General features: G+C 38.7%; 17 protein-coding genes, 4 tRNA genes and 3 other RNA genes. 4 read left to right on the top strand and 20 right to left on the bottom strand.

Going from position 1 to position 21,800, the window contains the following annotated elements; translation table 11 throughout:
- Nucleotides 1–4,580: 4,580 nt before the first annotated feature.
- The 4 genes from CZ487_RS13370 to CZ487_RS13355 all read right to left on the bottom strand — a co-directional run bounded on the left by CZ487_RS13370 (nt 4,581) and on the right by CZ487_RS13355 (nt 8,649).
- On the bottom strand, nt 4,581–4,886 hold the full coding sequence (locus tag CZ487_RS13370) for a hypothetical protein (protein ID WP_077212645.1): 306 nt from the start codon (nt 4,884–4,886) through the stop codon (nt 4,581–4,583).
- A 386-nt stretch (nt 4,887–5,272) separates the two neighbouring features.
- Nucleotides 5,273–7,345 carry a DUF4179 domain-containing protein gene (locus CZ487_RS13365; RefSeq protein ID WP_077212643.1) on the bottom strand — a complete coding sequence of 691 codons (2,073 nt, stop codon included), beginning with the start codon at nt 7,343–7,345 and terminating at the stop codon, nt 5,273–5,275.
- A gap of 334 nt (nt 7,346–7,679) precedes the next feature.
- Nucleotides 7,680–7,898 (bottom strand): hypothetical protein, encoded by a 219-nt coding sequence (locus CZ487_RS13360; RefSeq protein WP_077212637.1) that lies wholly within the window; start codon nt 7,896–7,898, stop codon nt 7,680–7,682.
- Between the two features lie 526 nt (nt 7,899–8,424).
- Nucleotides 8,425–8,649, bottom strand: coding sequence for a helix-turn-helix domain-containing protein (locus tag CZ487_RS13355; protein WP_077212635.1), 225 nt, complete (start codon nt 8,647–8,649; stop codon nt 8,425–8,427).
- Between the two features lie 291 nt (nt 8,650–8,940).
- On the opposite strand from CZ487_RS13355, the gene CZ487_RS13350 reads away from it, so the two are divergent.
- Nucleotides 8,941–9,411, top strand: coding sequence for a tRNA (cytidine(34)-2'-O)-methyltransferase (locus CZ487_RS13350; protein WP_077212634.1), 471 nt, complete (start codon nt 8,941–8,943; stop codon nt 9,409–9,411).
- 54 nt (nt 9,412–9,465) lie between these two features.
- Here CZ487_RS13350 and CZ487_RS13345 read toward each other — a convergent pair whose 3' ends face one another.
- The 10 genes from CZ487_RS13345 to CZ487_RS13300 all read right to left on the bottom strand — a co-directional run bounded on the left by CZ487_RS13345 (nt 9,466) and on the right by CZ487_RS13300 (nt 12,466).
- On the bottom strand, nt 9,466–9,711 hold the full coding sequence (locus CZ487_RS13345) for a hypothetical protein (RefSeq protein WP_077212632.1): 246 nt from the start codon (nt 9,709–9,711) through the stop codon (nt 9,466–9,468).
- 159 nt (nt 9,712–9,870) lie between these two features.
- A complete protein-coding gene (locus CZ487_RS13340; protein ID WP_077212631.1) occupies nt 9,871–10,068 on the bottom strand; it encodes a hypothetical protein in 198 nt (65 codons plus the stop codon).
- Between the two features lie 458 nt (nt 10,069–10,526).
- The gene (locus CZ487_RS13335) at nt 10,527–10,883 is read right to left on the bottom strand and encodes a YlbF family regulator (protein WP_077212630.1); all 357 of its coding nucleotides are present in this window, start codon (nt 10,881–10,883) and stop codon (nt 10,527–10,529) included.
- A 329-nt stretch (nt 10,884–11,212) separates the two neighbouring features.
- Nucleotides 11,213–11,305: transfer RNA gene (locus CZ487_RS13330), tRNA-Ser, on the bottom strand.
- A 12-nt stretch (nt 11,306–11,317) separates the two neighbouring features.
- An RNA gene (gene ffs / locus CZ487_RS13325) (signal recognition particle sRNA large type) lies at nt 11,318–11,584 on the bottom strand.
- Between the two features lie 40 nt (nt 11,585–11,624).
- Nucleotides 11,625–11,807: non-coding RNA, 6S RNA (ssrS, locus tag CZ487_RS13320), on the bottom strand.
- A tRNA-Leu gene (locus tag CZ487_RS13315) sits at nt 11,808–11,890 on the bottom strand.
- A 27-nt stretch (nt 11,891–11,917) separates the two neighbouring features.
- A tRNA-Thr gene (locus tag CZ487_RS13310) sits at nt 11,918–11,993 on the bottom strand.
- A gap of 5 nt (nt 11,994–11,998) precedes the next feature.
- Nucleotides 11,999–12,363, bottom strand: a transfer-messenger RNA (tmRNA) gene (ssrA, locus tag CZ487_RS13305).
- Between the two features lie 12 nt (nt 12,364–12,375).
- Nucleotides 12,376–12,466 (bottom strand) — tRNA-Ser (locus tag CZ487_RS13300).
- A 339-nt stretch (nt 12,467–12,805) separates the two neighbouring features.
- Between CZ487_RS13300 and CZ487_RS13295 the strand changes: the two genes are divergently transcribed.
- Nucleotides 12,806–13,054 carry a hypothetical protein gene (locus CZ487_RS13295; protein ID WP_077212629.1) on the top strand — a complete coding sequence of 83 codons (249 nt, stop codon included), beginning with the start codon at nt 12,806–12,808 and terminating at the stop codon, nt 13,052–13,054.
- Between the two features lie 40 nt (nt 13,055–13,094).
- On the opposite strand, the gene CZ487_RS13290 is transcribed toward CZ487_RS13295, so the two are convergent.
- Together CZ487_RS13290 and CZ487_RS13285 are read right to left on the bottom strand one after the other, a co-directional pair.
- Nucleotides 13,095–14,072, bottom strand: coding sequence for a glycerophosphodiester phosphodiesterase family protein (locus CZ487_RS13290; protein WP_077212628.1), 978 nt, complete (start codon nt 14,070–14,072; stop codon nt 13,095–13,097).
- A gap of 276 nt (nt 14,073–14,348) precedes the next feature.
- The gene (locus CZ487_RS13285) at nt 14,349–15,704 is read right to left on the bottom strand and encodes an MATE family efflux transporter (RefSeq protein ID WP_077212627.1); all 1,356 of its coding nucleotides are present in this window, start codon (nt 15,702–15,704) and stop codon (nt 14,349–14,351) included.
- 235 nt (nt 15,705–15,939) lie between these two features.
- On the opposite strand from CZ487_RS13285, the gene CZ487_RS13280 reads away from it, so the two are divergent.
- Nucleotides 15,940–16,764 carry an undecaprenyl-diphosphate phosphatase gene (locus CZ487_RS13280; RefSeq protein ID WP_077212626.1) on the top strand — a complete coding sequence of 275 codons (825 nt, stop codon included), beginning with the start codon at nt 15,940–15,942 and terminating at the stop codon, nt 16,762–16,764.
- Nucleotides 16,765–16,906: 142 nt separating this feature from the next.
- Here the strand turns inward: CZ487_RS13280 and CZ487_RS13275 are convergent, their stop codons facing one another.
- Nucleotides 16,907–17,854, bottom strand: a complete 948-nt coding sequence (locus tag CZ487_RS13275; RefSeq protein ID WP_077212625.1) for a ring-cleaving dioxygenase — start codon at nt 17,852–17,854, stop codon at nt 16,907–16,909.
- A 257-nt stretch (nt 17,855–18,111) separates the two neighbouring features.
- Nucleotides 18,112–19,161 (bottom strand): zinc-dependent alcohol dehydrogenase, encoded by a 1,050-nt coding sequence (locus tag CZ487_RS13270; RefSeq protein ID WP_077212624.1) that lies wholly within the window; start codon nt 19,159–19,161, stop codon nt 18,112–18,114.
- Nucleotides 19,162–19,662: 501 nt separating this feature from the next.
- Between CZ487_RS13270 and CZ487_RS13265 the strand changes: the two genes are divergently transcribed.
- A complete protein-coding gene (locus CZ487_RS13265; RefSeq protein ID WP_077212623.1) occupies nt 19,663–20,001 on the top strand; it encodes a hypothetical protein in 339 nt (112 codons plus the stop codon).
- 317 nt (nt 20,002–20,318) lie between these two features.
- Here CZ487_RS13265 and CZ487_RS13260 read toward each other — a convergent pair whose 3' ends face one another.
- Together CZ487_RS13260 and CZ487_RS13255 are read right to left on the bottom strand one after the other, a co-directional pair.
- A complete protein-coding gene (locus CZ487_RS13260) occupies nt 20,319–20,900 on the bottom strand; it encodes a TetR/AcrR family transcriptional regulator (protein ID WP_077212622.1) in 582 nt (193 codons plus the stop codon).
- A 73-nt stretch (nt 20,901–20,973) separates the two neighbouring features.
- Nucleotides 20,974–21,792, bottom strand: a complete 819-nt coding sequence (locus CZ487_RS13255; RefSeq protein WP_077212621.1) for an MBL fold metallo-hydrolase — start codon at nt 21,790–21,792, stop codon at nt 20,974–20,976.
- Nucleotides 21,793–21,800 lie beyond the last annotated feature (8 nt).

The raw sequence follows: 21,800 nt of genomic DNA, 5'->3' as shown, positions 1-21,800 counted from the left end.
ATGGAGATGAGAACCGTAACTATCACTGCTTGAGAAGGAAACGGTCTTCATCTTGGGGATGAGAACCGTAACTATCACTGCAAAAAGAGGAAACGGTCTTCATCATGTGGATGAAAACCGTAACAACAGCATCAAGAGAAGAAAACGGTCTTCATCATGGAGATGAGAACCGTAACTATCACTGCTTGAGAAGCAAACGGTCTTCATCATGGAGATGAGAACCGTAACTATCACTGCATGAGAAGGAAACGGTCTTCATCATGGAGATGAGAACCGTAACTATCACTGCTTGAGAAGGAAACGGTCTTCATCTTGGGGATGAGAACCGTAACTATCACTGCAAAAAGAGGAAACGGTCTTCATCATGTGGATGAAAACCGTAACAACAGCATCAAGAGAAGAAAACGGTCTTCATCATGGAGATGAGAACCGTAACTATCACTGCTTGAGAAGCAAACGGTCTTCATCATGGAGATGAGAACCGTAACTATCACTGCATGAGAAGGAAACGGTCTTCATCATGGAGATGAGAACCGTAACTATCACTGCTTGAGAAGGAAACGGTCTTCATCTTGGGGATGAGAACCGTAACTATCACTGCAAAAAGAGGAAACGGTCTTCATCATGTGGATGAAAACCGTAACAACAGCATCAAGAGAAGAAAACGGTCTTCATCATGGAGATGAGAACCGTAACTATCACTGCTTGAGAAGCAAACGGTCTTCATCATGGAGATGAGAACCGTAACTATCACTGCATGAGAAGGAAACGGTCTTCATCATGGAGATGAGAACCGTAACTATCACTGCTTGAGAAGGAAACGGTCTTCATCTTGGGGATGAGAACCGTAACTATCACTGCAAAAAGAGGAAACGGTCTTCATCATGTGGATGAAAACCGTAACAACAGCATCAAGAGAAGAAAACGGTCTTCATCATGGAGATGAGAACCGTAACTATCACTGCTTGAGAAGCAAACGGTCTTCATCATGGAGATGAGAACCGTAACTATCACTGCATGAGAAGGAAACGGTCTTCATCATGGAGATGAGAACCGTAACTATCACTGCTTGAGAAGGAAACGGTCTTCATCTTGGGGATGAGAACCGTAACTATCACTGCAAAAAGAGGAAACGGTCTTCATCATGTGGATGAAAACCGTAACAACAGCATCAAGAGAAGAAAACGGTCTTCATCATGGAGATGAGAACCGTAACTATCACTGCTTGAGAAGCAAACGGTCTTCATCATGGAGATGAGAACCGTAACTATCACTGCATGAGAAGGAAACGGTCTTCATCATGGAGATGAGAACCGTAACTATCACTGCTTGAGAAGGAAACGGTCTTCATCTTGGGGATGAGAACCGTAACTATCACTGCAAAAAGAGGAAACGGTCTTCATCATGTGGATGAAAACCGTAACAACAGCATCAAGAGAAGAAAACGGTCTTCATCATGGAGATGAGAACCGTAACTATCACTGCTTGAGAAGCAAACGGTCTTCATCATGGAGATGAGAACCGTAACTATCACTGCATGAGAAGGAAACGGTCTTCATCATGGAGATGAGAACCGTAACTATCACTGCATGAGAAGGAAACGGTCTTCATCATGGAGATGAGAACCGTAACTATCACTGCTTGAGAAGGAAACGGTCTTCATCTTGGGGATGAGAACCGTAACTATCACTGCAAAAAGAGGAAACGGTCTTCATCATGTGGATGAAAACCGTAACAACAGCATCAAGAGAAGAAAACGGTCTTCATCATGGAGATGAGAACCGTAACTATCACTGCTTGAGAAGCAAACGGTCTTCATCATGGAGATGAGAACCGTAACTATCACTGCATGAGAAGGAAACGGTCTTCATCATGGAGATGAGAACCGTAACTATCACTGCTTGAGAAGGAAACGGTCTTCATCTTGGGGATGAGAACCGTAACTATCACTGCAAAAAGAGGAAACGGTCTTCATCATGTGGATGAAAACCGTAACAACAGCATCAAGAGAAGAAAACGGTCTTCATCATGGAGATGAGAACCGTAACTATCACTGCTTGAGAAGCAAACGGTCTTCATCATGGAGATGAGAACCGTAACTATCACTGCATGAGAAGGAAACGGTCTTCATCATGGAGATGAGAACCGTAACTATCACTGCTTGAGAAGGAAACGGTCTTCATCTTGGGGATGAGAACCGTAACTATCACTGCAAAAAGAGGAAACGGTCTTCATCATGTGGATGAAAACCGTAACAACAGCATCAAGAGAAGAAAACGGTCTTCATCATGGAGATGAGAACCGTAACTATCACTGCTTGAGAAGCAAACGGTCTTCATCATGGAGATGAGAACCGTAACTATCACTGCATGAGAAGGAAACGGTCTTCATCATGGAGATGAGAACCGTAACTATCACTGCTTGAGAAGGAAACGGTCTTCATCTTGGGGATGAGAACCGTAACTATCACTGCAAAAAGAGGAAACGGTCTTCATCATGTGGATGAAAACCGTAACAACAGCATCAAGAGAAGAAAACGGTCTTCATCATGGAGATGAGAACCGTAACTATCACTGCTTGAGAAGCAAACGGTCTTCATCATGGAGATGAGAACCGTAACTATCACTGCATGAGAAGGAAACGGTCTTCATCATGGAGATGAGAACCGTAACTATCACTGCTTGAGAAGGAAACGGTCTTCATCTTGGGGATGAGAACCGTAACTATCACTGCAAAAAGAGGAAACGGTCTTCATCATGTGGATGAAAACCGTAACAACAGCATCAAGAGAAGAAAACGGTCTTCATCATGGAGATGAGAACCGTAACTATCACTGCTTGAGAAGCAAACGGTCTTCATCATGGAGATGAGAACCGTAACTATCACTGCATGAGAAGGAAACGGTCTTCATCATGGAGATGAGAACCGTAACTATCACTGCTTGAGAAGGAAACGGTCTTCATCTTGGGGATGAGAACCGTAACTATCACTGCAAAAAGAGGAAACGGTCTTCATCATGTGGATGAAAACCGTAACAACAGCATCAAGAGAAGAAAACGGTCTTCATCATGGAGATGAGAACCGTAACTATCACTGCTTGAGAAGCAAACGGTCTTCATCATGGAGATGAGAACCGTAACTATCACTGCATGAGAAGGAAACGGTCTTCATCATGGAGATGAGAACCGTAACTATCACTGCTTGAGAAGGAAACGGTCTTCATCTTGGGGATGAGAACCGTAACTATCACTGCAAAAAGAGGAAACGGTCTTCATCATGTGGATGAAAACCGTAACAACAGCATCAAGAGAAGAAAACGGTCTTCATCATGGAGATGAGAACCGTAACTATCACTGCTTGAGAAGCAAACGGTCTTCATCATGGAGATGAGAACCGTAACTATCACTGCATGAGAAGGAAACGGTCTTCATCATGGAGATGAGAACCGTAACTATCACTGCTTGAGAAGGAAACGGTCTTCATCTTGGGGATGAGAACCGTAACTATCACTGCAAAAAGAGGAAACGGTCTTCATCATGTGGATGAAAACCGTAACAACAGCATCAAGAGAAGAAAACGGTCTTCATCATGGAGATGAGAACCGTAACTATCACTGCTTGAGAAGCAAACGGTCTTCATCATGGAGATGAGAACCGTAACTATCACTGCATGAGAAGGAAACGGTCTTCATCATGGAGATGAGAACCGTAACTATCACTGCATGAGAAGGAAACGGTCTTCATCATGGAGATGAGAACCGTAACTATCACTGCTTGAGAAGGAAACGGTCTTCATCTTGGGGATGAGAACCGTAACTATCACTGCAAAAAGAGGAAACGGTCTTCATCATGAAGATGAAAACCGAAACTATCACTGCATGAGAAGCAAACGGTCTTCATCATGGAGATGAGAACCGTAACTATCATTGCATGAGAAAGAAACGGTCTTCATCTTGGGGATGAGAACCGTAACTATCACAGCAAGAGATAGAAGCGGTCTTCATCTTGGGGATGAGAACCGAAACTATCACTGCAAGAGAAAGAAACGAGCTTCATCTTGGTGATGAGAACCGTAACTATCACAGCAAGAGAAAGAAACGGGCTTCATCTTGGGGATGAGAACCGTAACTATCACAGCAAGAGATAGAAGCGGTCTTCATCTTGGGGATGAGAACCGTAACTATCACTGCATGAGAAAGAAACGGTCTTCATCTTGGGGATGAGAACCGAAACTATCACTGCAAAAAGAGGAAACGGTCTTCATCATGAAGATGAAAACCGAAACTATCACTGCATGAGAAGCAAACGGGCTTCATCTTGGGGATGAGAACCGTAACAACAGCATCAAGATAAGAAAACGGTCTTCATCATGAAGATGAAAATCGTAACTATCACTGCAAGAGAAAGAAACGGGCTTCATCTTGGGGATGAGAACCAAAACCTTCTCAGCAATAAAGGAAGACGGGCTTCATTAAGGCAATGAGAACAGATTCCATCGCAACAATAGAGCAAATCGTTGTAATTACATTTACATCATCAAAGTTCACAAACAATCCCTTTAGTTAAGTACATTCCCTTACACTATTTTCCTACAAAATAAACAGTAAAAATTAACCCATTTATGATTAAAGCTGACAAAGGAATTATGGCGGCAAATGCAGAAAAAACTATTTCATTTTTGTTTCTATTTGAATTAGCCTTAAACAGACTAAATATAGAAAATAAGGTTAATATGAATATAGTTATAGTACAAGCTAATAATATACCTCGTTTCATTTCACCAGTCACTCTTGCAATGTCTTCTACGAAAAATACTGCTGTTAACCCTACAATCCCCAATATGAATGAAGTTATAAACCATTTTGTGAATTTATCTATATTGCACACCTCCTAACCATCCTATTTGACCTATGACACCTTAGATTTCATATTCGCAATTACCTAACAACTCTAATTTTTAATGAATACCTCGCCTTCAACTCTCTCAGTGTGAAAAAAGTGTAATTTTACACTAATTGTAACATATTATGGCAATAAATTATAAGGTTTATATAAAAATCTTTTTCCTTCTTCACCAACATGCATCGTTAACACTATAATTTCCAGAAAAAAAAGCATCTCCCCTTTTTGAAGAAATGCCCTGATTTTCAAATGTAAGACTCAAAAACTGTATTGATAGTTTCACCTTTTTGGTTAATAAGGTTAATACACCTTTTCCAATTTTGTCACGTTAGTGCAACAGAATCATCTTTCTGCTAAACTAGCTAGTTTATTTATTCCAAAGAAATTTTCACAACATCATCCACGTAGTGTAAGGAAGTGTATCCATAAATATTTAGACTTTTAGGCACCACTTCGTTCTCCTGTGACTCGTGATTATATATTAAGACTCTTTCAACTGTAACATAATATCGGGGCAGCTCAATTTCTTCGTAGGGGATAGGTTTTTTATTCATATCGTATGCAACTCCGTTTTTATCAACGAGTAATCCTTCGGTATGCATCTCCATTGAACGAGGTTCATTTTCATTTTCACCGACAATGTCGAAGTGAAGCGATTGAAAGGAACGATTTTCGATGTCGTGATTGCTTATAACCACTTTGGAAGGCATTCCGACTTCCACTTTGTCGATGGAGATGGTACTGCCCGCATATTCAAAGGTTTGTGGATATTCTTGAGAAGCATCAAGTTCAATGCTTTTTTGGTCTTCAAACCTTAATTGAGCAGTTTGTAATTGAACATTGATCTCCTCAGGCTTTACTCCAAAAAGAGGGGCAAAATGAGCTTGGAAAGCAGTCCAATTCATATCATACTGTGAATGTAAAAAAGAACTGCCATATTGATCTGCTTTCACAATTCTATTGTTGACTTCTACATTGTCAAAGGTAAGCACGTCAATCATCTTCCCTGGTCTTTCGTTGCTAATGCTATATTGCAGAATCGTCGCTGTTGGAGCAATGATAAGTTTATCATACCGTATCGGGATCCCCTCTACTTCTGACCTTTTGTCCAAAGCATATTGTATAGAATCATGTTTTGTTACCGGGATCTCGAAATTCCACTCCCCTGTTTCATATTGCGTGTTCCCGTAAGGCCTAAAGTCATCTTGGTGGTCAGAGGATTCAGGAATCAATTTCTGCAGCTTTGTGATCTGAAGTTTAATTGTCCCGTTATCTTCTCTGAGTGGCAGCAAACTAATTTTCCCATGAAAAACGTTATTTTCTTTTTTATTTAGCTCCGTTTCAAGATCAGGCGGAACATACCTTTGATAAGTTTCACGGTTCATGATTTCATGTTCGTTTTTAACAGATACTCCATCTTGATAATTCAGCACATATTGATTGTCTTCTTCTGTATCTTCTATTTCATAAAAAACAAGCGTCTGAACGTCATCAGAAATGACACTCTTAATCTTAATCCTCACACCATCGCTTTCATCTACCAGGTTCAGCCTTTCACCCAAGCCCTGTTGCAGAAAGGAACGCAATTCATGATCTTCTTCTGTCCATGAATAGTAAACATTCGTAAAAACCCCAGTGAAATAGCCAATTCCCAGTAATAAAGCAATAACACTTGTAAAAACAAGACCCGTTCTTTTCCGTTTCTTATGCTTCTGTTGTCTGAGATTTTCCTTTTCCGCAAGCCTGTCTTTAACTTTCTCCATAAAGCCTGATGGCATATGTAACTCTTCAGTTCTTTTACTAAGATCTAACATGACTTCCTGAAAAGTACCCAAATCCTCCTGACAGTCAGGACAATGATAAATATGTATCTCAAAATCTATCTTTCTCGGCCGTTCCATCGTTCTTTCTAAATAATTTATATAATCCTTGTGGTACTCCTTGCAGCCATTAAAGGTTGAGCCTCCCTGAATATCATTTCGAAGTGACTGGATCCCAGAAAAAAGAAGTTCTTTCAGCTTTTCTTCTGAAACTTGGAGAAGAAAGGCTGCTTCTTCCTTAGGAGTTTTATGAACATATGTAAGAATTAACGCTTCCTTCTCATCCCGATTCAACTGAGCCAATGCTTTAAATAAACCCTGACGTGGTTCAACCTTCTCTGAAACTTGTACACTTTTATCATTAGAAAGTTCCCGACAAATATGGATGAAAATAGAACGAATCCATGTTTCGAAAGATAAGTCTCCTTTAAAACGCGGCAATTCCTGGTGGACTTTTAAAATAGACTTGTAAAAAAGTTCTTCCATTTGCTGTTGATTCCTAAGATAAAACCAACCAAGCGTATAGAACCATTGTTGATGCTGTTCGAACCAATCAAAGATGGCATCCATGCGTTTTTCTCTAATTGCACTTATTGGAATAGTGTCTTTTTTTGCTAGTTTCATGATTCTGTACCTCCTTTCACTTTTCCTTTAGTCTTGCGGGTATATGTATGTTGACTCTTTATCTACTCTATTGAAATTACCCTTTTCCTTCCTTCCATTTTAAAATTATTGTTCAATCTTTAAAAAACTGGCTCTGTTTGTTTTCTAATAAAAAAGAAACCCCTTTAAGGGCTTCCAAGAAAAAAGGCTAAGTCTTATTTATTTTACCATTTTTATCTATTAAAGGATAATGCAGTATGCTGCATTTTCCTTGTTTTCTTTGATTGTCCCCCTTTTAGCTGACTGCGTGATTGGAAATGACAATGTCGATCTTGTAGGTAATCATTTCAATTCTCTAAGGTAGGAAGATCTCCCTTAATTTTTCAAGTTCATCTTCATCAATTAATTTATTTTTTCTCACATAAAATTCCGTTTCAATCTTTAGATTCTCAAGAATCGGTTGAGTTAAGCTTATGATTTGTTGATTAGATTCCATGTCAATAATGATAGAAGATTTCTTTACCACCTCATCAAGAATGATGATTTTTATTTTCCTAAATATATGTTCTTTCATGGTATTCTGTTATCCTCCGCTTATTGTTTATCCTAAAAAGTACGTCTATTAAACTCTATTTCTGTCCGTGGAATTAATATTCTAATTTTTCTGACCTTAACTGCTAGAAAATTAATCCATCCAGATAAGCTGTTTATTGTTTTTTTAAGAATAAAGTTATTCTTTTTATAAAAATATTTTTTTGATCTTGTATTGTGGTCAAGAAATTATATTACAAGCGCAGAAACCGCAGGATCGGAGGATCAACAACAGGTACTGATTAGGCTTCTGAAAAATAAGGAGGTTATCGGGAATGCGGTAAAACCAGTATATGGAGAGGAAGCTGGAACAAACCTATAGATTTATTAAAGGAGCATATTGTTATTGCGGGAAAGATTGTGGATGGTGCTAAAACAGAAAATAAAGAATTGCTGGATCGGGTGCCATGCACCATCCGAGTTATTAGTTGGTGCATGGCTTTGTTAATATTCATTAGTCTGGCTTATCAACATAGTCTGGGCATTCTAATTAAACTGCCGGTTACTAATTATAGATACCCCACTAGTTGCAGCAATTCTAAATAAGAAACGTTTAACCCTATGGCTAACTTTTGTAATGTCTCTATAGACGGTTTTCGTCCATATCCTGTTCTTGGGTCTTTACCTTTTTCTAATGTACTTAGGTAAGTATGACTTATTCCTACTTCTTTTGCTACTTCTCTTATTGATTTTTTACCTCTTAATTCCTTTAAATAGTTTCCCAATTCATTCATAATTTATCACCTTACATTCGTATTGCATCTTCTAGTATTTCCTTACCTGAAAAATTTTTAAAATACTATATTATATTTATAGCATGTTTATGTCCGTAAGGCACCCTCCAAATTATTGGGCTCTAAATATTTGGCTAATTTGTTCAGCTAAATAACTCGGACTGCAAATGAACGTTGATGGTCTATCAGGTACTTCTCCCCCTAGAGTGTTAACATGCCTGAAGGAGAGTTATATACAAACAATTTGTATGCTATAATTTGGTTGGAAAAGAAAAATAGAGGTGACCATTCTTGGCAATACATGTTGTACTATATCAACCAGATATACCATCTAATACCGGAAATATCGCGCTTACTTGTGCTGCAACGGATACAGCCTTACATTTAATCCGTCCGCTTGGCTTTTCAACAGATCCAGAAATGTTAAAAAAAGCTGGTATAGACTTCTGGGAATCTGTAAACGTAACATATTATGACTCATTAGATGACTTTTTCTTAAGAAACCAAGGTGAGTTTTACTATATTGAAACGTTTGGTGAGACAACCCATTCATCCTTTGATTTCAGTGATGTCTCAAAAGAACATTATTTTATGTTTGGAAAAGAAACGACCGGTTTACCAAAAGATTTACTAGAAGAAAATAGAGAGCATTTCTTGAGAATACCAATGAATGATCATGTTCGATCACTGAACCTTTCAAGTACAACAGCAATATTGGTATATGAAGCATTACGTCAGCAGGGATTTCCGAACTTAAAATAAGAAATCTTCCTTCTGGAAGATTTCTTATTTAAGACAAGTCATGTAAAATACAAATTACCAATAATACGGATAACCATAACCATAATATGGATAGCCATAACCATAATAAGGTGCTAACAGTGCACTACCTAATAATCCGCCTACCACACCGCCTAAAAATGGATTGAAGCCAAAACCAAAACCCCATGGTCTTCTGAATCCGAATGGTCGGCCAAACGGTCTTCCAAATCCAAATGGTCTCCTGCCAAAAATCCTTTGTTCACTCTCATACGTTTGAACAGGCGCAAATTCATGATACATATTTTAACTCCTCCCAGAATGGTTTTTAATTAAACTTATCTTTATTGGTCTACTAACCAAAATTTTGTTGCAGCATGTATAAATACAAAAACTACAGGCATTTATAATTCTAATTTTATTTTGATTAGCGCTTACATTACACTTTCCACGTAAATAGGTTCAAAATCCAATACGATAACCAACCCATGGCTGATGATGATATGGGTAACCCCCAAAATGGTGATGATGATGATGGAATGGATATCCTCCAAGACTAAAATGATGATGGTGATGATAGGACGGATAGCCCCCATGCACCAGTCCATAACCAGGATATCCTCCATGCATCATTGTGACCCCCAAGTATTGCCTTTCCATTGTTACCTCCTCCTCATGTTTGTTCACAATTAGTGTATGGATACATGATATAAGCTGAATAGATGACTGCCTACTTTTTCTATAATTTGGTAATATTAAATCTCTACTTGCTTTTCTAGGAATTTAATGTTGATAGGATGCTTAAACTCAGATTAAAAACACTCATAAAGGGAAAAATTCCGCTTAAATTCGCAAATGCCGATATTTTCCTAAAAATAAGGGCAGATTTACCGTTATATGATCAAAATCTTTGGATTTTGCGTTAATTAGAGAGGATAAAGGGAATTTCTCCGCTTACTTCTACATCTTAACCCTCCCCTATATACATTAGCGGGAAATTATCCGCCTATTAAATTTACTAATGCACTTCCAAACCCTTATGAATAATCTAAAAAACTCTGCTACCCTTATGCAGAGCTTTTTAGATTAGTTGATAAATATATTCCATCACCTAGAATTTATTTTTCAACCAGTTGACCGTATAATTCTTCCAGAGGTTTTGAGATAATTTTATTCAATTCCATCATCATCATGTTTAATTGATAATCCGCTTCCATTAAGCGTTTAATTCTTTCATTTTGTTGAGCAGCAGACTCCATATTTTGTAATGCTGCAATTTCTTTCTGCTTAATTTCCTGTCCCATCATTTGTTTTTGCTGTAATTGGGTGCTTAGTTGGTTAATCTGATTGTAAATCTGCCTTGCTTGTGAATCTTTTTTTAGTTCTTTACAAACTTTTTGTAAGTTTTTATACTCATTGCTTTCACGAATAACTTTTTCAAAGTACATTGCTGCCTCCGTTAAGTCTGAGGACATACCAACAATTCCTCCCTCCATGAAATTTTTGATTTACCAGGTGGTCTCAAGAATAGTGTATGTGTCCAATTTGAAAAAGGAGTAGGCTTTTAATATAGGTATTAATTAATAACCTTTATAGAATTTGAGTAGGAATTGTTTTAAAAGCTAGTTCTAAAGAATATTGGAATATGTATAATTTGAATGGATTTTAGAAGGAAAGATAAATAAGAAGAATTTATTGGCAGGTATAATAGTGAATGGATTGAAAATATGTGCAAACAAGCCTGCAAAAAGATGACCTAGAGTCCCTTAAGTTTCGATGATAGAAATTTGTGATTCCCTATGTATGGCGGAGCCGAAGGGATTCGAACCCTTGCGCCGGTATCCCGGCCTACTCACTTTCCAGGCGAGCCCCTTCAGCCAGACTTGGGTACGGCTCCACATATTAACACCGTTGAACCTCTCATTGATATGACGACATAAGTGCTACTCATATAGCCAGCTCGTTCAGAGCGACCCTTCGACACACAGAATGGACCACTTATGGCTGCTCCGTTCCCGGCCTGACCAAGTTCATGGGATTCTGTTGCGAGGACTCCAAAGGTCATCACCGCTTATATAAGGCAAACCCTACGTCCATCATACCGCTGAAAAGGAATTCATCCTCGCTAAAGCGGATTGCGAGTTACAGGGCACCGCTATCTCCCCGACTATCAACGGTATGTATTTTTTTAAATAAAAACATATGTCAAGGAAAAATAGTTTCCCGCCTATGCCGTTCTCCCGAGATGTTTTGAAACCCGCTCTCAAAGCAGGTGGGTTTCCTCATATTGATTCTCTGCAGTCCCGAACAAGCGGGCATGGCATCAATCAATTCATTTGGAATCCCGGATAACTAGTAAGGATTAAAACATATAGGGCTCACGTACATTGCAGGACTAATGCGACCGAGAGGACTTGAACCTCCACGGGGTTGCCCCCACTAGGCCCTCAACCTAGCGCGTCTGCCATTCCGCCACGATCGCAAAAAAGAAAAAAATGGTGTAATCAGATGGTGCCAGAGATAGGAATCGAACCTACGACCTTCACCTTACCATGGTGCTGCTCTACCGACTGAGCTACTCCGGCAAATTTGGTGGAACCGACCGGATTCGAACCGGTGTCTACAGATGTCATTACTTATACATCTACGAGCGTAGTCAGCTGAAATTTTTTTCGCCCTTCTTCTTTAGCCCGCTGACAAGCATGGAAGAGGCTAGTCTGATTATTCTCTTCCTTCACCCTCAAGACGGCGGGATCCGGCGTAGCCCACTAATTTTGAGTCCCTTATCCTACCACATGGGCGATGGAGGAAGGAACCGCTTTACGCTTGATTAGGCAGCTAAAGCGAAAGAGTTTTGTTGTTTGCCAGTTATCGGCTTTGACGTTTTTACAAGTTCGTCAACTTGGCTCGCCATATAAGGTCAAATCATCCATATCGATACCTAAATACGATCCCATATAATATTAATGGCGGAGAAGGAGGGATTTGAACCCTCGCGCCGGTTGCCCGACCTACACCCTTAGCAGGGGCGCCTCTTCAGCCACTTGAGTACTTCTCCGTTTAATTAAGAATGCCTGACGCTAACTTCGTTGAAGTTGACTTCTGTTCGAATCAGCGTAAATAAAATATAACATAGAAAAATGAACTTGTGTATAGTAAATCTTGGCATAACTAGGACGTTTATCCTGCCATTTCGGAAAAGAATTATTTCCTTCATTAAATAACAGGTTGCGTTTTTGTTTCTAGGATTTGTTTATACAATCCTTATTTATAGTATTTCTCAAATGAATAAGTGTCACTCATAAAGAAATGCTTAAAAATCCCACGAAAAAAAAGCCGAAACAGGGAAAAATAAAGATGCTCCTCTACTAGAATTTTAGGCAAAGGATGATGACTTATGTTTGAAAGAAGAAAAAATAATACTCTCCCTTGGATTATGGGATCGACTGCAGCCGCAATTGCTATTGGAGCAGCAACCTATGCCCTTCAAAAGCAAAGAACAGGTGATGAACATCAAAACAGCTTTAATAATAAACAATCAAAAGATCAGAACTTGCCTACGGAACAACATGGAGAATATCAGCTGTCACAAACAGATCAAAAACACATTGAGGAGCTTCAGGATAACCTTTTCAAAGGCATGTAAAAAAATGGACAAGGTGATCACCTTGTCCATTCGTTAAAAGTCATTCTTTAATAATAGGGGCTACAAGATCTATGCGATTCGTCCATATTCCACCATGGTAGCTTTCAGGAAGGCGTTCTAAGTCCTGCTTTTTATCGAAGCCTTCTGACCATCCTCCATCACCTGCAACTAAGATGACCCTTGTATTCACTTTCTCCATTCTGTTTAGGAACTTGCTTGGATATCCCCACATTAATGAAGCAAATTTTTCAGGTATATGTAATTGCGTATTTTCGCAAGCTCCAGGAACATAGCCTGTCCACCCAACAGCCAAGTAAGGCAGTAAGCAGCTTTTCATCGTGGCCACAGACATAACCCGCAAATCAGGCTGCTTTTCTTTTAGAGCTGAAATAGGTTCATCTCCGCCATAAACCGTAATCTTTTCTAATTTAGTGTCTGAAAACTGTGAAAGATATTGTGCCAAAAGCTTCCCTTCATACTTATCACTACTTTTAACATGGATTAAAAAGGATTTTTCAGGAAAATGCGTCAACACTTCATCTAGTGTAGGCATAAGCCCGATCCCTTTGCCGCGGAATGGATAAGTTGCTCCTTGATCGGCAGTATAACCGTACCCGACATCCAATTGTTTCAATTCTTCCATCGTATGTTCCCTTGTAACACCCTCGCCATTTGTCCTGCATTCCAGTGTCCAATCATGAAAAACAGCAAATTCTCCATCCGTTGTGGGGTGAATATCAAATTCAACCACGTCCGCCCCTGCCTCGAAGGCTGCTTCCATGGAAGGAATGGTGTTCTCTAAAAATGGATGTTCCGGTTCATAAATTCTCTCCGCCGTACAAGTGTCACTCTTGATTCCTTCCATCGGGAAAGTTTGTCCTAATCCTCTATGAGCTAACAACAACGGTGTCTCGGCGCTGCTTTTCGTAAAAAGAGAAGTGTTATTAACATACATGAAAGCGATCAACACTAATAACATGATCAAAAACCTTTTGATATATTGTTTTAATTTCTTCATTGTTTACCCCACTTCATATAACTTTTCATTTCTAACAATAGTTTGCTGAAGAATAACAATGCTGTCTTGAAATCGGTCATTGTGCTATTATTCGTTTTTCCACCAAAGCCTAATTTTACATAGTTTCATTTTAATTATACTTGAGATTTTATGTAACAGTGGTAAAAATCAGCATTGTTTCTACTATTCACTAGGAAGAGTGGTAAACCTCATTTTATCTTTCATAAAAAAAGCCGATTCCTTTTAAAAGAATCGACTGAGATTGTTAAATTTATATCAACTAGCTTGTTTTAGGAGATTTTTCTTTGACCATGACCCAGAAATCCAGCGTTTTAAGGCAAATAGGCCGCGAATCCATTCATCCAGACCCTGTGCCAGCCAGACTCCTAATAATCCCATACCTAGCGTAATTCCAAATATATAACTAAAGAGAACAGCTACTCCCCACATGCAGATAATCCCGATCACTACAGGAAATCTTACATCTCCAACAGATTTTAACGAACCCATCAGAACGATATTCATGGCTCGGCCCGGTTCAATAAATACGATAGCCCAAAGAACGGGAAGAGCAACGGCAATAATCACTGGATCTTTTGTAAAGACTGTTAAAATTGGCTCTCCAATTAACGCAATCGCGAGAGATACAATCGTTGAAACAGCCATTGCTATTTTTAACGTTTTAAGACCACGTTTTAGTGCGCGATCATATTGTCTAGCACCTATATACCGTGCAATTAAAAGTTGTGTTCCTTGAGCAATAGCTATTGTGAACAGGAAGCAGAGCATCGATATGTTTAAAATATACATACGAGCGGTTAATGTTTCATCACCGATAAATGCAATAAAACCAGTAATAGCGACTTGAGAAAATTGGTAAGAAAGGTTTTCTCCAGCAGACGGGACTCCAATCGAAAGCAGGCCTTTCACATCGGACTTATTAATGACAAGAACATCTTTAAAATACAGTCTCAAATTAAGCTTTTTAAAGACAAAGTAAAAGAGAGCGATAATAATGAAGATCCGTGCCACGATGATGGAGTATGAAACTCCCATAACTCCTGTAACAGGGAGTCCAAACCAGCCTTTAATGGCAATGAAGAAACCGGTTATGCTTATTACGTTCATTAAGACCGTAACCATCATCGTTTCTTTTGTATGTCCATAACTCCGCAGAACGGCACTTAAAGCCAATGAGATGGCTTCAAGGAATAGGGATAGTCCTGTAATCGTTAGATAAGTGTAAGCAAAATCATAAATCTCACCACTAAGTCCGTATAATTTCAGGAACACCCCGCTAAAAGCAATCACAACAAGGGTCATAACAATCCCGACCCAAAAATTCACACCTATTGCCGATCTAGCGAGTCTCTGTGCCTCATTCAATTTTTGAGCCCCTAAATTTTGCCCAATAAGAATCGTCGCTCCGATGGCAGTAACGTTAAATACTAAAATAAATATATTTATAATTTGGTTGGCCACACCTACTCCAGCGACCGCATCATCTGAATAACCGCTCAAAATTAGTGTAGCAATAATCCCCATGCTCATATGAAGAGAAATTTCGATAAAAAGCGGCCAAGTAATGCTAAACAGCGATTGATTTTGATATTTATTATTTTCTTTGTTCAAGCTTTTTCTCCTTAAATGCAAAAAATAGTCACGAAGAATACTATAACTCTATTTAATTTAAATGGGAATAGAAAATTATTCTTTTAGTTTCTCCCTTTAAAAAACAAATTGTATCTAGATCCTAATAATACTTAAACAAGAAGGTTGGGATAACCAATAATATTTTCTCAGTATTAGCACTCCAAATTTGTTATAATACCCTAGTCTAAACTAAAAAAGGGATAGAGGAGTAAGAATGGAACTTTTGGAATTATTAAAAGCAGTTATTCTCGGATTTGTAGAGGGAATGACAGAATTTGCACCAGTGTCTTCAACTGGGCATATGATTATTGTTGATGATATGTGGTTAAACACAAAAGATGTGTTAGGCTCTGAATCTGCTAATACGTTCAAAATTGTTATTCAACTAGGTTCTATATTAGCAGTGGTTGTGGTGTTTTGGAGGCGTCTTTTAAGTCTCATTGGACTATATAGAATGGAAGGTCCAGAGCACGGACAAAAATTACGCCTTTCTCATGTTATTGTTGGTCTTCTGCCTGCTGGGATATTGGGCGTTCTTTTCGAGGATTACATTGATGAACACTTATTCTCAGCAGATACAGTCGTTTATGCCCTATTTGTAGGGGCATTACTTATGATTGCTGCTGACAAATTCGGCCCAAAGAGACCGTCTACACAGTCTTTAGATCAAATCACATACAAGCAGGCATTATTGGTTGGACTGTTTCAGTGCCTTTCCCTTTGGCCAGGATTTTCGCGTTCGGGTGCGACCATCTCAGGCGGTGTTTTACTTGGTATGAACCATAAGACAGCTTCCGATTTCACTTTTATTATGGCCGTCCCAATTATGGCAGGGGCAAGTTTTCTATCGATACTAAAAAACTTGGACAATCTTGATTACTCCCATTTAGGTTTTTATATTTTAGGGTTCATAAGTGCATTTATCTTTGCTCTTATCTCAATCAGATTCTTCTTAAAGCTGATTCAAAGAATAAAATTAACACCATTTGCTATTTATCGTATTGTATTGGCTGTAGTATTAATGTTTATTATTTTCTAAGACCACTCTTAAAAAGGACTCTACGGTCCTTTTTTGGTTTTTTTGAGTTATGTGAGTTTATTAAAATGGTCCCTATGCCTCGTCAATCTAGTGAGGAATAGGGACCAGATGTCTTGGATTGTGATACTGTAAGTTTTGTTAATTAAAATTCCTCAATCGGTTTAAGATTTGCCTCAATTTCAACTCTGCGGTCTTCTAAAAAGGGTGGCAGCACTAATTTTTCACCCAGTGTTTCGATACTGTCTCCATCGGCGGTGAATCCTGGTCCATCTGTGGCAATTTCAAATAAAATCCCGTTCGATTCACGGAAATAAAGGCTCTTAAAGTAGAAGCGATCGACAATGCCAGATGATTGGAAGCCGCGTGCTCGAACTTGTTCATTCCAGTATGCCAGCTCTTGATCATTTTTTACACGGATGGCTAAATGATGAATACTGCCGCGGCCTGGTTTTTCAGATGGCCCATCTAGAGATTTAATAACGATTTCTCCAAAAACTTCTCCTTCAATCGATTGAAAAATCGCGGACGTCTCTGTACGGCTTACTTCTTTGTAGCCAAACAATTCGGTCAGTGTATTAGCTAACTTATCAAGTCTGCGTACCGTTATTTCTACAGTGCCCATCCCTTGTATTTGATGTTCAGCAGGAACAGTAGACTTTTTCCAAGTTTCCCAGTGCTCTACCTTCGCTCCATTTGAAACAAGAAGGGCGAAACGCAGCCCTTCCGGATCTTCAAAGAGCAAGGCTGTGTGGTTGGAAAACTCTGTAATTTCTCCATGTTCAACACCGTATTCCTCAAAGCGAGATTGCCAATACTGTAAACTATCCTCTGATGGGACCAGTAACCCAATTCTTGTAATAGCATTTGTGCCACGATGTGTCCTCCCTACTGGTGGAATTTCAAAAAATGATAATTCCGTGCCAGGGCTGCCTGTTTTATCTCCGAAAAATAAATGATACATGGATGGATCATCTTGGTTCACTGTTATTTTTGCCCGTCGTAAACCGAGAATGCTGCGATAAAAATGATTGTTTTGACTAGCGTTTTTTGTAATCATCGAAATATGATGATGTCCAGGTATCTTATACATAAATTATTTCTCCTTTTTCAATTTACTGATCAAGTGTATGTTTTCTCATTTAACTCAGACCTTTACGTTATTATCACTTTACCTCTCAGGTGAAAAAGATTCAATAAATATATCTCGAATTAAAGGTACTTTATTGTGCTTCTCTGATCTATCTCTTTGAAACATAGAAGCTGCCTGGATTTTTCGGATTAAAAAAAGGGTCCCTATCCCCGCTATGCGAAAGCAATCATGCAGCGGGGTATAGCAACCAGATTTTTTTACATTTCGATTAAGATCCTTGTTGGATTATCAATTTTTTTATGGAGATGCTCTAAGGCTGTGTTTACCTCTTCTAATTGGAATCTGTGAGTAATCGATTCTTCCAGATGCAGCCGTCCATTTACAACAAGTTGGATCAGCTTCTCCACTGTGTTTTTTGTCTGCCCATATGAACCATAGAAAGTCAGCTGTTTTCGAACAAACTTAACCGCTGACATTAATTGAATCGGTTCATACCCTACACCAGAAACGACGATTCTTCCACCCATCCTGACAGAGTCGGCCGCCTGACTGATGGTTTCCTGTAAACCAATAAATTCAGCGGCTACATCCACACCTCCCCCTGTAGTCTTTCGAATGACCTCTACAGGATTTTCAAATTTAGGGTTGATGACAACATCTGCCCCTAACTCTTTTGCTTTTGCCAGCTGGGTATCGAGCACATCAATCGCAATGATTTGTTTGGCCCCAGCAATTTTGGCAATTTGAACAGCATGCAGTCCCAAGCCTCCAACTCCATAAATCGCAATTGATTCGCCTGTCTGCAGTTCAGCTCGTTCAATCAGTGCATGAAAGGGCGTGGAAACAGCATCCGTCACCACAGAACCAATTGGAAACGGAACTCCATCCGGCAGTTTTATGAGATTCCTAGCTGGCACCGCGATGTATTCTGCTAGGGCACCATCCCGGTGAACACCCAGAACTTGCTGGTGATAACAAATTTCACTATGTCCCGCCACGCAGTTAGAGCAGGAACCACAGTAGATAATTGGATAAATCGAAACACGGGTCCCGATTTCCCAATCGGTAACGCCAGCACCCGTTTGTGCCACAACCCCAGAAGGTTCATGCCCGATTATAATAGGAGTAAAAGGCGGGCGCATTTCTCCCTCGAAAACCATATGAATATCAGATCCGCAAAGTCCGACACTCTTAACGCGGACAAGCACCTCATCTTCCTTAATCTCAGGCACCGGTACTTCTTCTATCTTTAGAGGGGTGTTCACTTCATAAAAACGTGCAGCTTTCATAGTCTTAGGAATAGTCATATGCATTCTCCTCTCACATTCTTAGAAAATCTTGGCACACAGAAATCCAATAGAGTTATGCTTGAAAAATCAAAGCTTACCATAGAAGGACCAATATTATATAGGTTATGTGGGTCACAGAATCATAACTAACATGCTGCTTTTATCCTATACAATTATTCTTAAAGCTATGAGAATCTCCCAAACATTCATTCTTAGATTCATTATATGAAATTATCCTTTAAATTAAAATAAAATTCAGTATATTCATAACATTATAATTTTTTGTCGCTTATATTTCTATAAGTTCTATCTTTATTGGAAAAACTATTCACTAGAAAAATAGAACCCTGATTAAAAAATTTTATGGGATAAAAAGAGAATTTGCAGCATATCCTATGTAGCATGCACTTTGCAATTTCTTGAGCGGGAAAGGATATTGGTGAAGAAAAAATAATTGTTTAACTATTTTTTTAACTGGTGTATGATGAAAACACTACTCCAAAAAGGAGGCCATCTTTATTGAATAAGTATATTGGGTATCTTTTAATATTACTAATCTCTATTTTTTCGTATGAGCAATTTAACAGCCTTAAAGATGGATTGAAAATAAATGCTGTACAAGAAGAAGCAGCAGCGTATACTTTTTTTAGCGAAATCGGCGATTCGCCAATCGACGATTCAAAGAAGCACACTTTTCCAGGGGCATGGTCTTCTGCTTTTATTTTATTAACGTTATTCATAGCGATTGCATATATTAACGGCAATTTGGTTTACTATCGAAGAATTTTTCGTTTGCTGACCCCAGTATACTTTCAATCGAATTATGTGATTGTTCCCTCTTTTGATCAAAGGAATTAACCTATTCATTATTCAAAGGAGGACAAAATTTCATGTGGATTCGATTCATTATTATCGGCTTTTTATCGTTAACATCATTATCTCTATTTGCCTATCAAGGAATAGAAATTTTCCATGCGTTCATGGAGCTTTTTAGAGAAAATTAAAAACAAGTGTATTCAGGCCACCCTTTTTTATTGAGGGTGGCCTTATATGTAAATTATAAAGAATTTTTGAATCTCAGACATTAGGATAAGTGGGTGTAATGGCTGTGTCGAATAGAAATTGAAGCAGGAAGCAATAAGTTCATCCTAAGCTTCCGCTGCTAATATCAGCACTTATTGATTTGAAAGTGCATACCAGTATACAGACCAAGAGGCAGTCAGTCTTTTCTGTAGTCGTTCTACCCCGCCATATACCATTTCAACCAATATTCCATCTAAAATTCCTAAGAATGCAGCAGCAGCTCGTTTGTCACTGATTTTTGAACCAAGTTCTCCTTCATCCATAGCTTTTTTTATAATCGAAATCAAAAGTTCTTGTACCTTATCGAGGTATTCATTCACATTTTTCATTACGATATCGTTAAGATGGTTGGGTGGAAAAAATGCCGTACGAATCCAAAACTTATTAGAATCATTCTTTTTATATCGATCTATGCACTGCAACAGAAAATCATATAAAAACTCCTTGACTGGCCGAGTCTTGTTAAATTCAATAAAATTAGTAACAAATCTTATTTCATTCTCACTCGCATCCCTCAATAACTGTAGAAACAGATCATCTTTTCCTTTAAAATGGGTATAAATAGACTGTTTTTTAATCCCAACATCCTCTGCAATCTGTGCCAATGACGCACCTTCATAACCATTTTTGGCAAAATGCTTTAAAGATACTTCCATAATTTGCTCTGATGTCATCGATTAGCCCTTCCGAACGATCGCAGAGTACGTGTAACACTGTTCTTGATCAATTTAATTTCCCCCAAAAAATTCATTTAGATTCAGATTTAAATAGTAATTGGTTGTTCTTGTGAAACTTCTTCATGTTTCTCGGAAACTTACAGCCCTCAATTATTTGATCTATGCTTTCTTTATTTTCTTCTACAACGAACTCTCGCATCTTATGTATATAATCTAATGAATCATGCTGTCTTTTTTTCATTTCAGCAAAATCCCTTGTAGGAGTTCCATGACCCGTTACCAGCAAATTGATAGGATAGTGTTCTAAGATATAGTCCAGTTTTAATACCGTTTTTTCATACTCATAGCTGCTAAAATATATATAAGGAAATTCGATATCAGAAAAATAATCTCCGGCTATAATAATCCCCATAGGCTCTATGACTGTTAACATTCCATCGTCATTATGCCCTGGTGCTTGAAAGAAAGTTAATTTCGTATTTCCGATTGAAAAACTGACTTCTTCTCCTTTAATAGGGTGATCCACTTTCGGATAGTCAATTTCATAGTTTCTAGATACATAATATTCATCATCAAATTCCTTAATTTGTTCGATAATGTCTTCCTTGTCGTTTAGCGATTTTGTATCAAAAGCATGGCTTGCGATAACCTTTGCTTCTGGAAAGGCTCTATAGCCGATAATATGGTCATAATCCGAATGAGTAAATAGTAAGTAAAGCGGCCGGCTTCCTATAACCTCTTTCACGTACTGCTTGATTTCTTCTACTTCATGCGGCAGCCAGCAAGGATCCACAACAATGACACAATCTTCCGTGACAAGAACAGAAGAAATCGTCTCGTATAACACACTGCGAAAAAGGGTCAGATTTTCATCCTTCCACACAATCATCCCATCTA

Source organism: Robertmurraya dakarensis (assembly GCF_900156875.1).
In the GTDB taxonomy this organism is placed as follows: domain Bacteria; phylum Bacillota; class Bacilli; order Bacillales; family Cytobacillaceae; genus Robertmurraya; species Robertmurraya dakarensis.
Note: the sequence above shows the minus strand (reverse complement) of the source record. Positions and strands in the feature narration are given on the sequence as shown.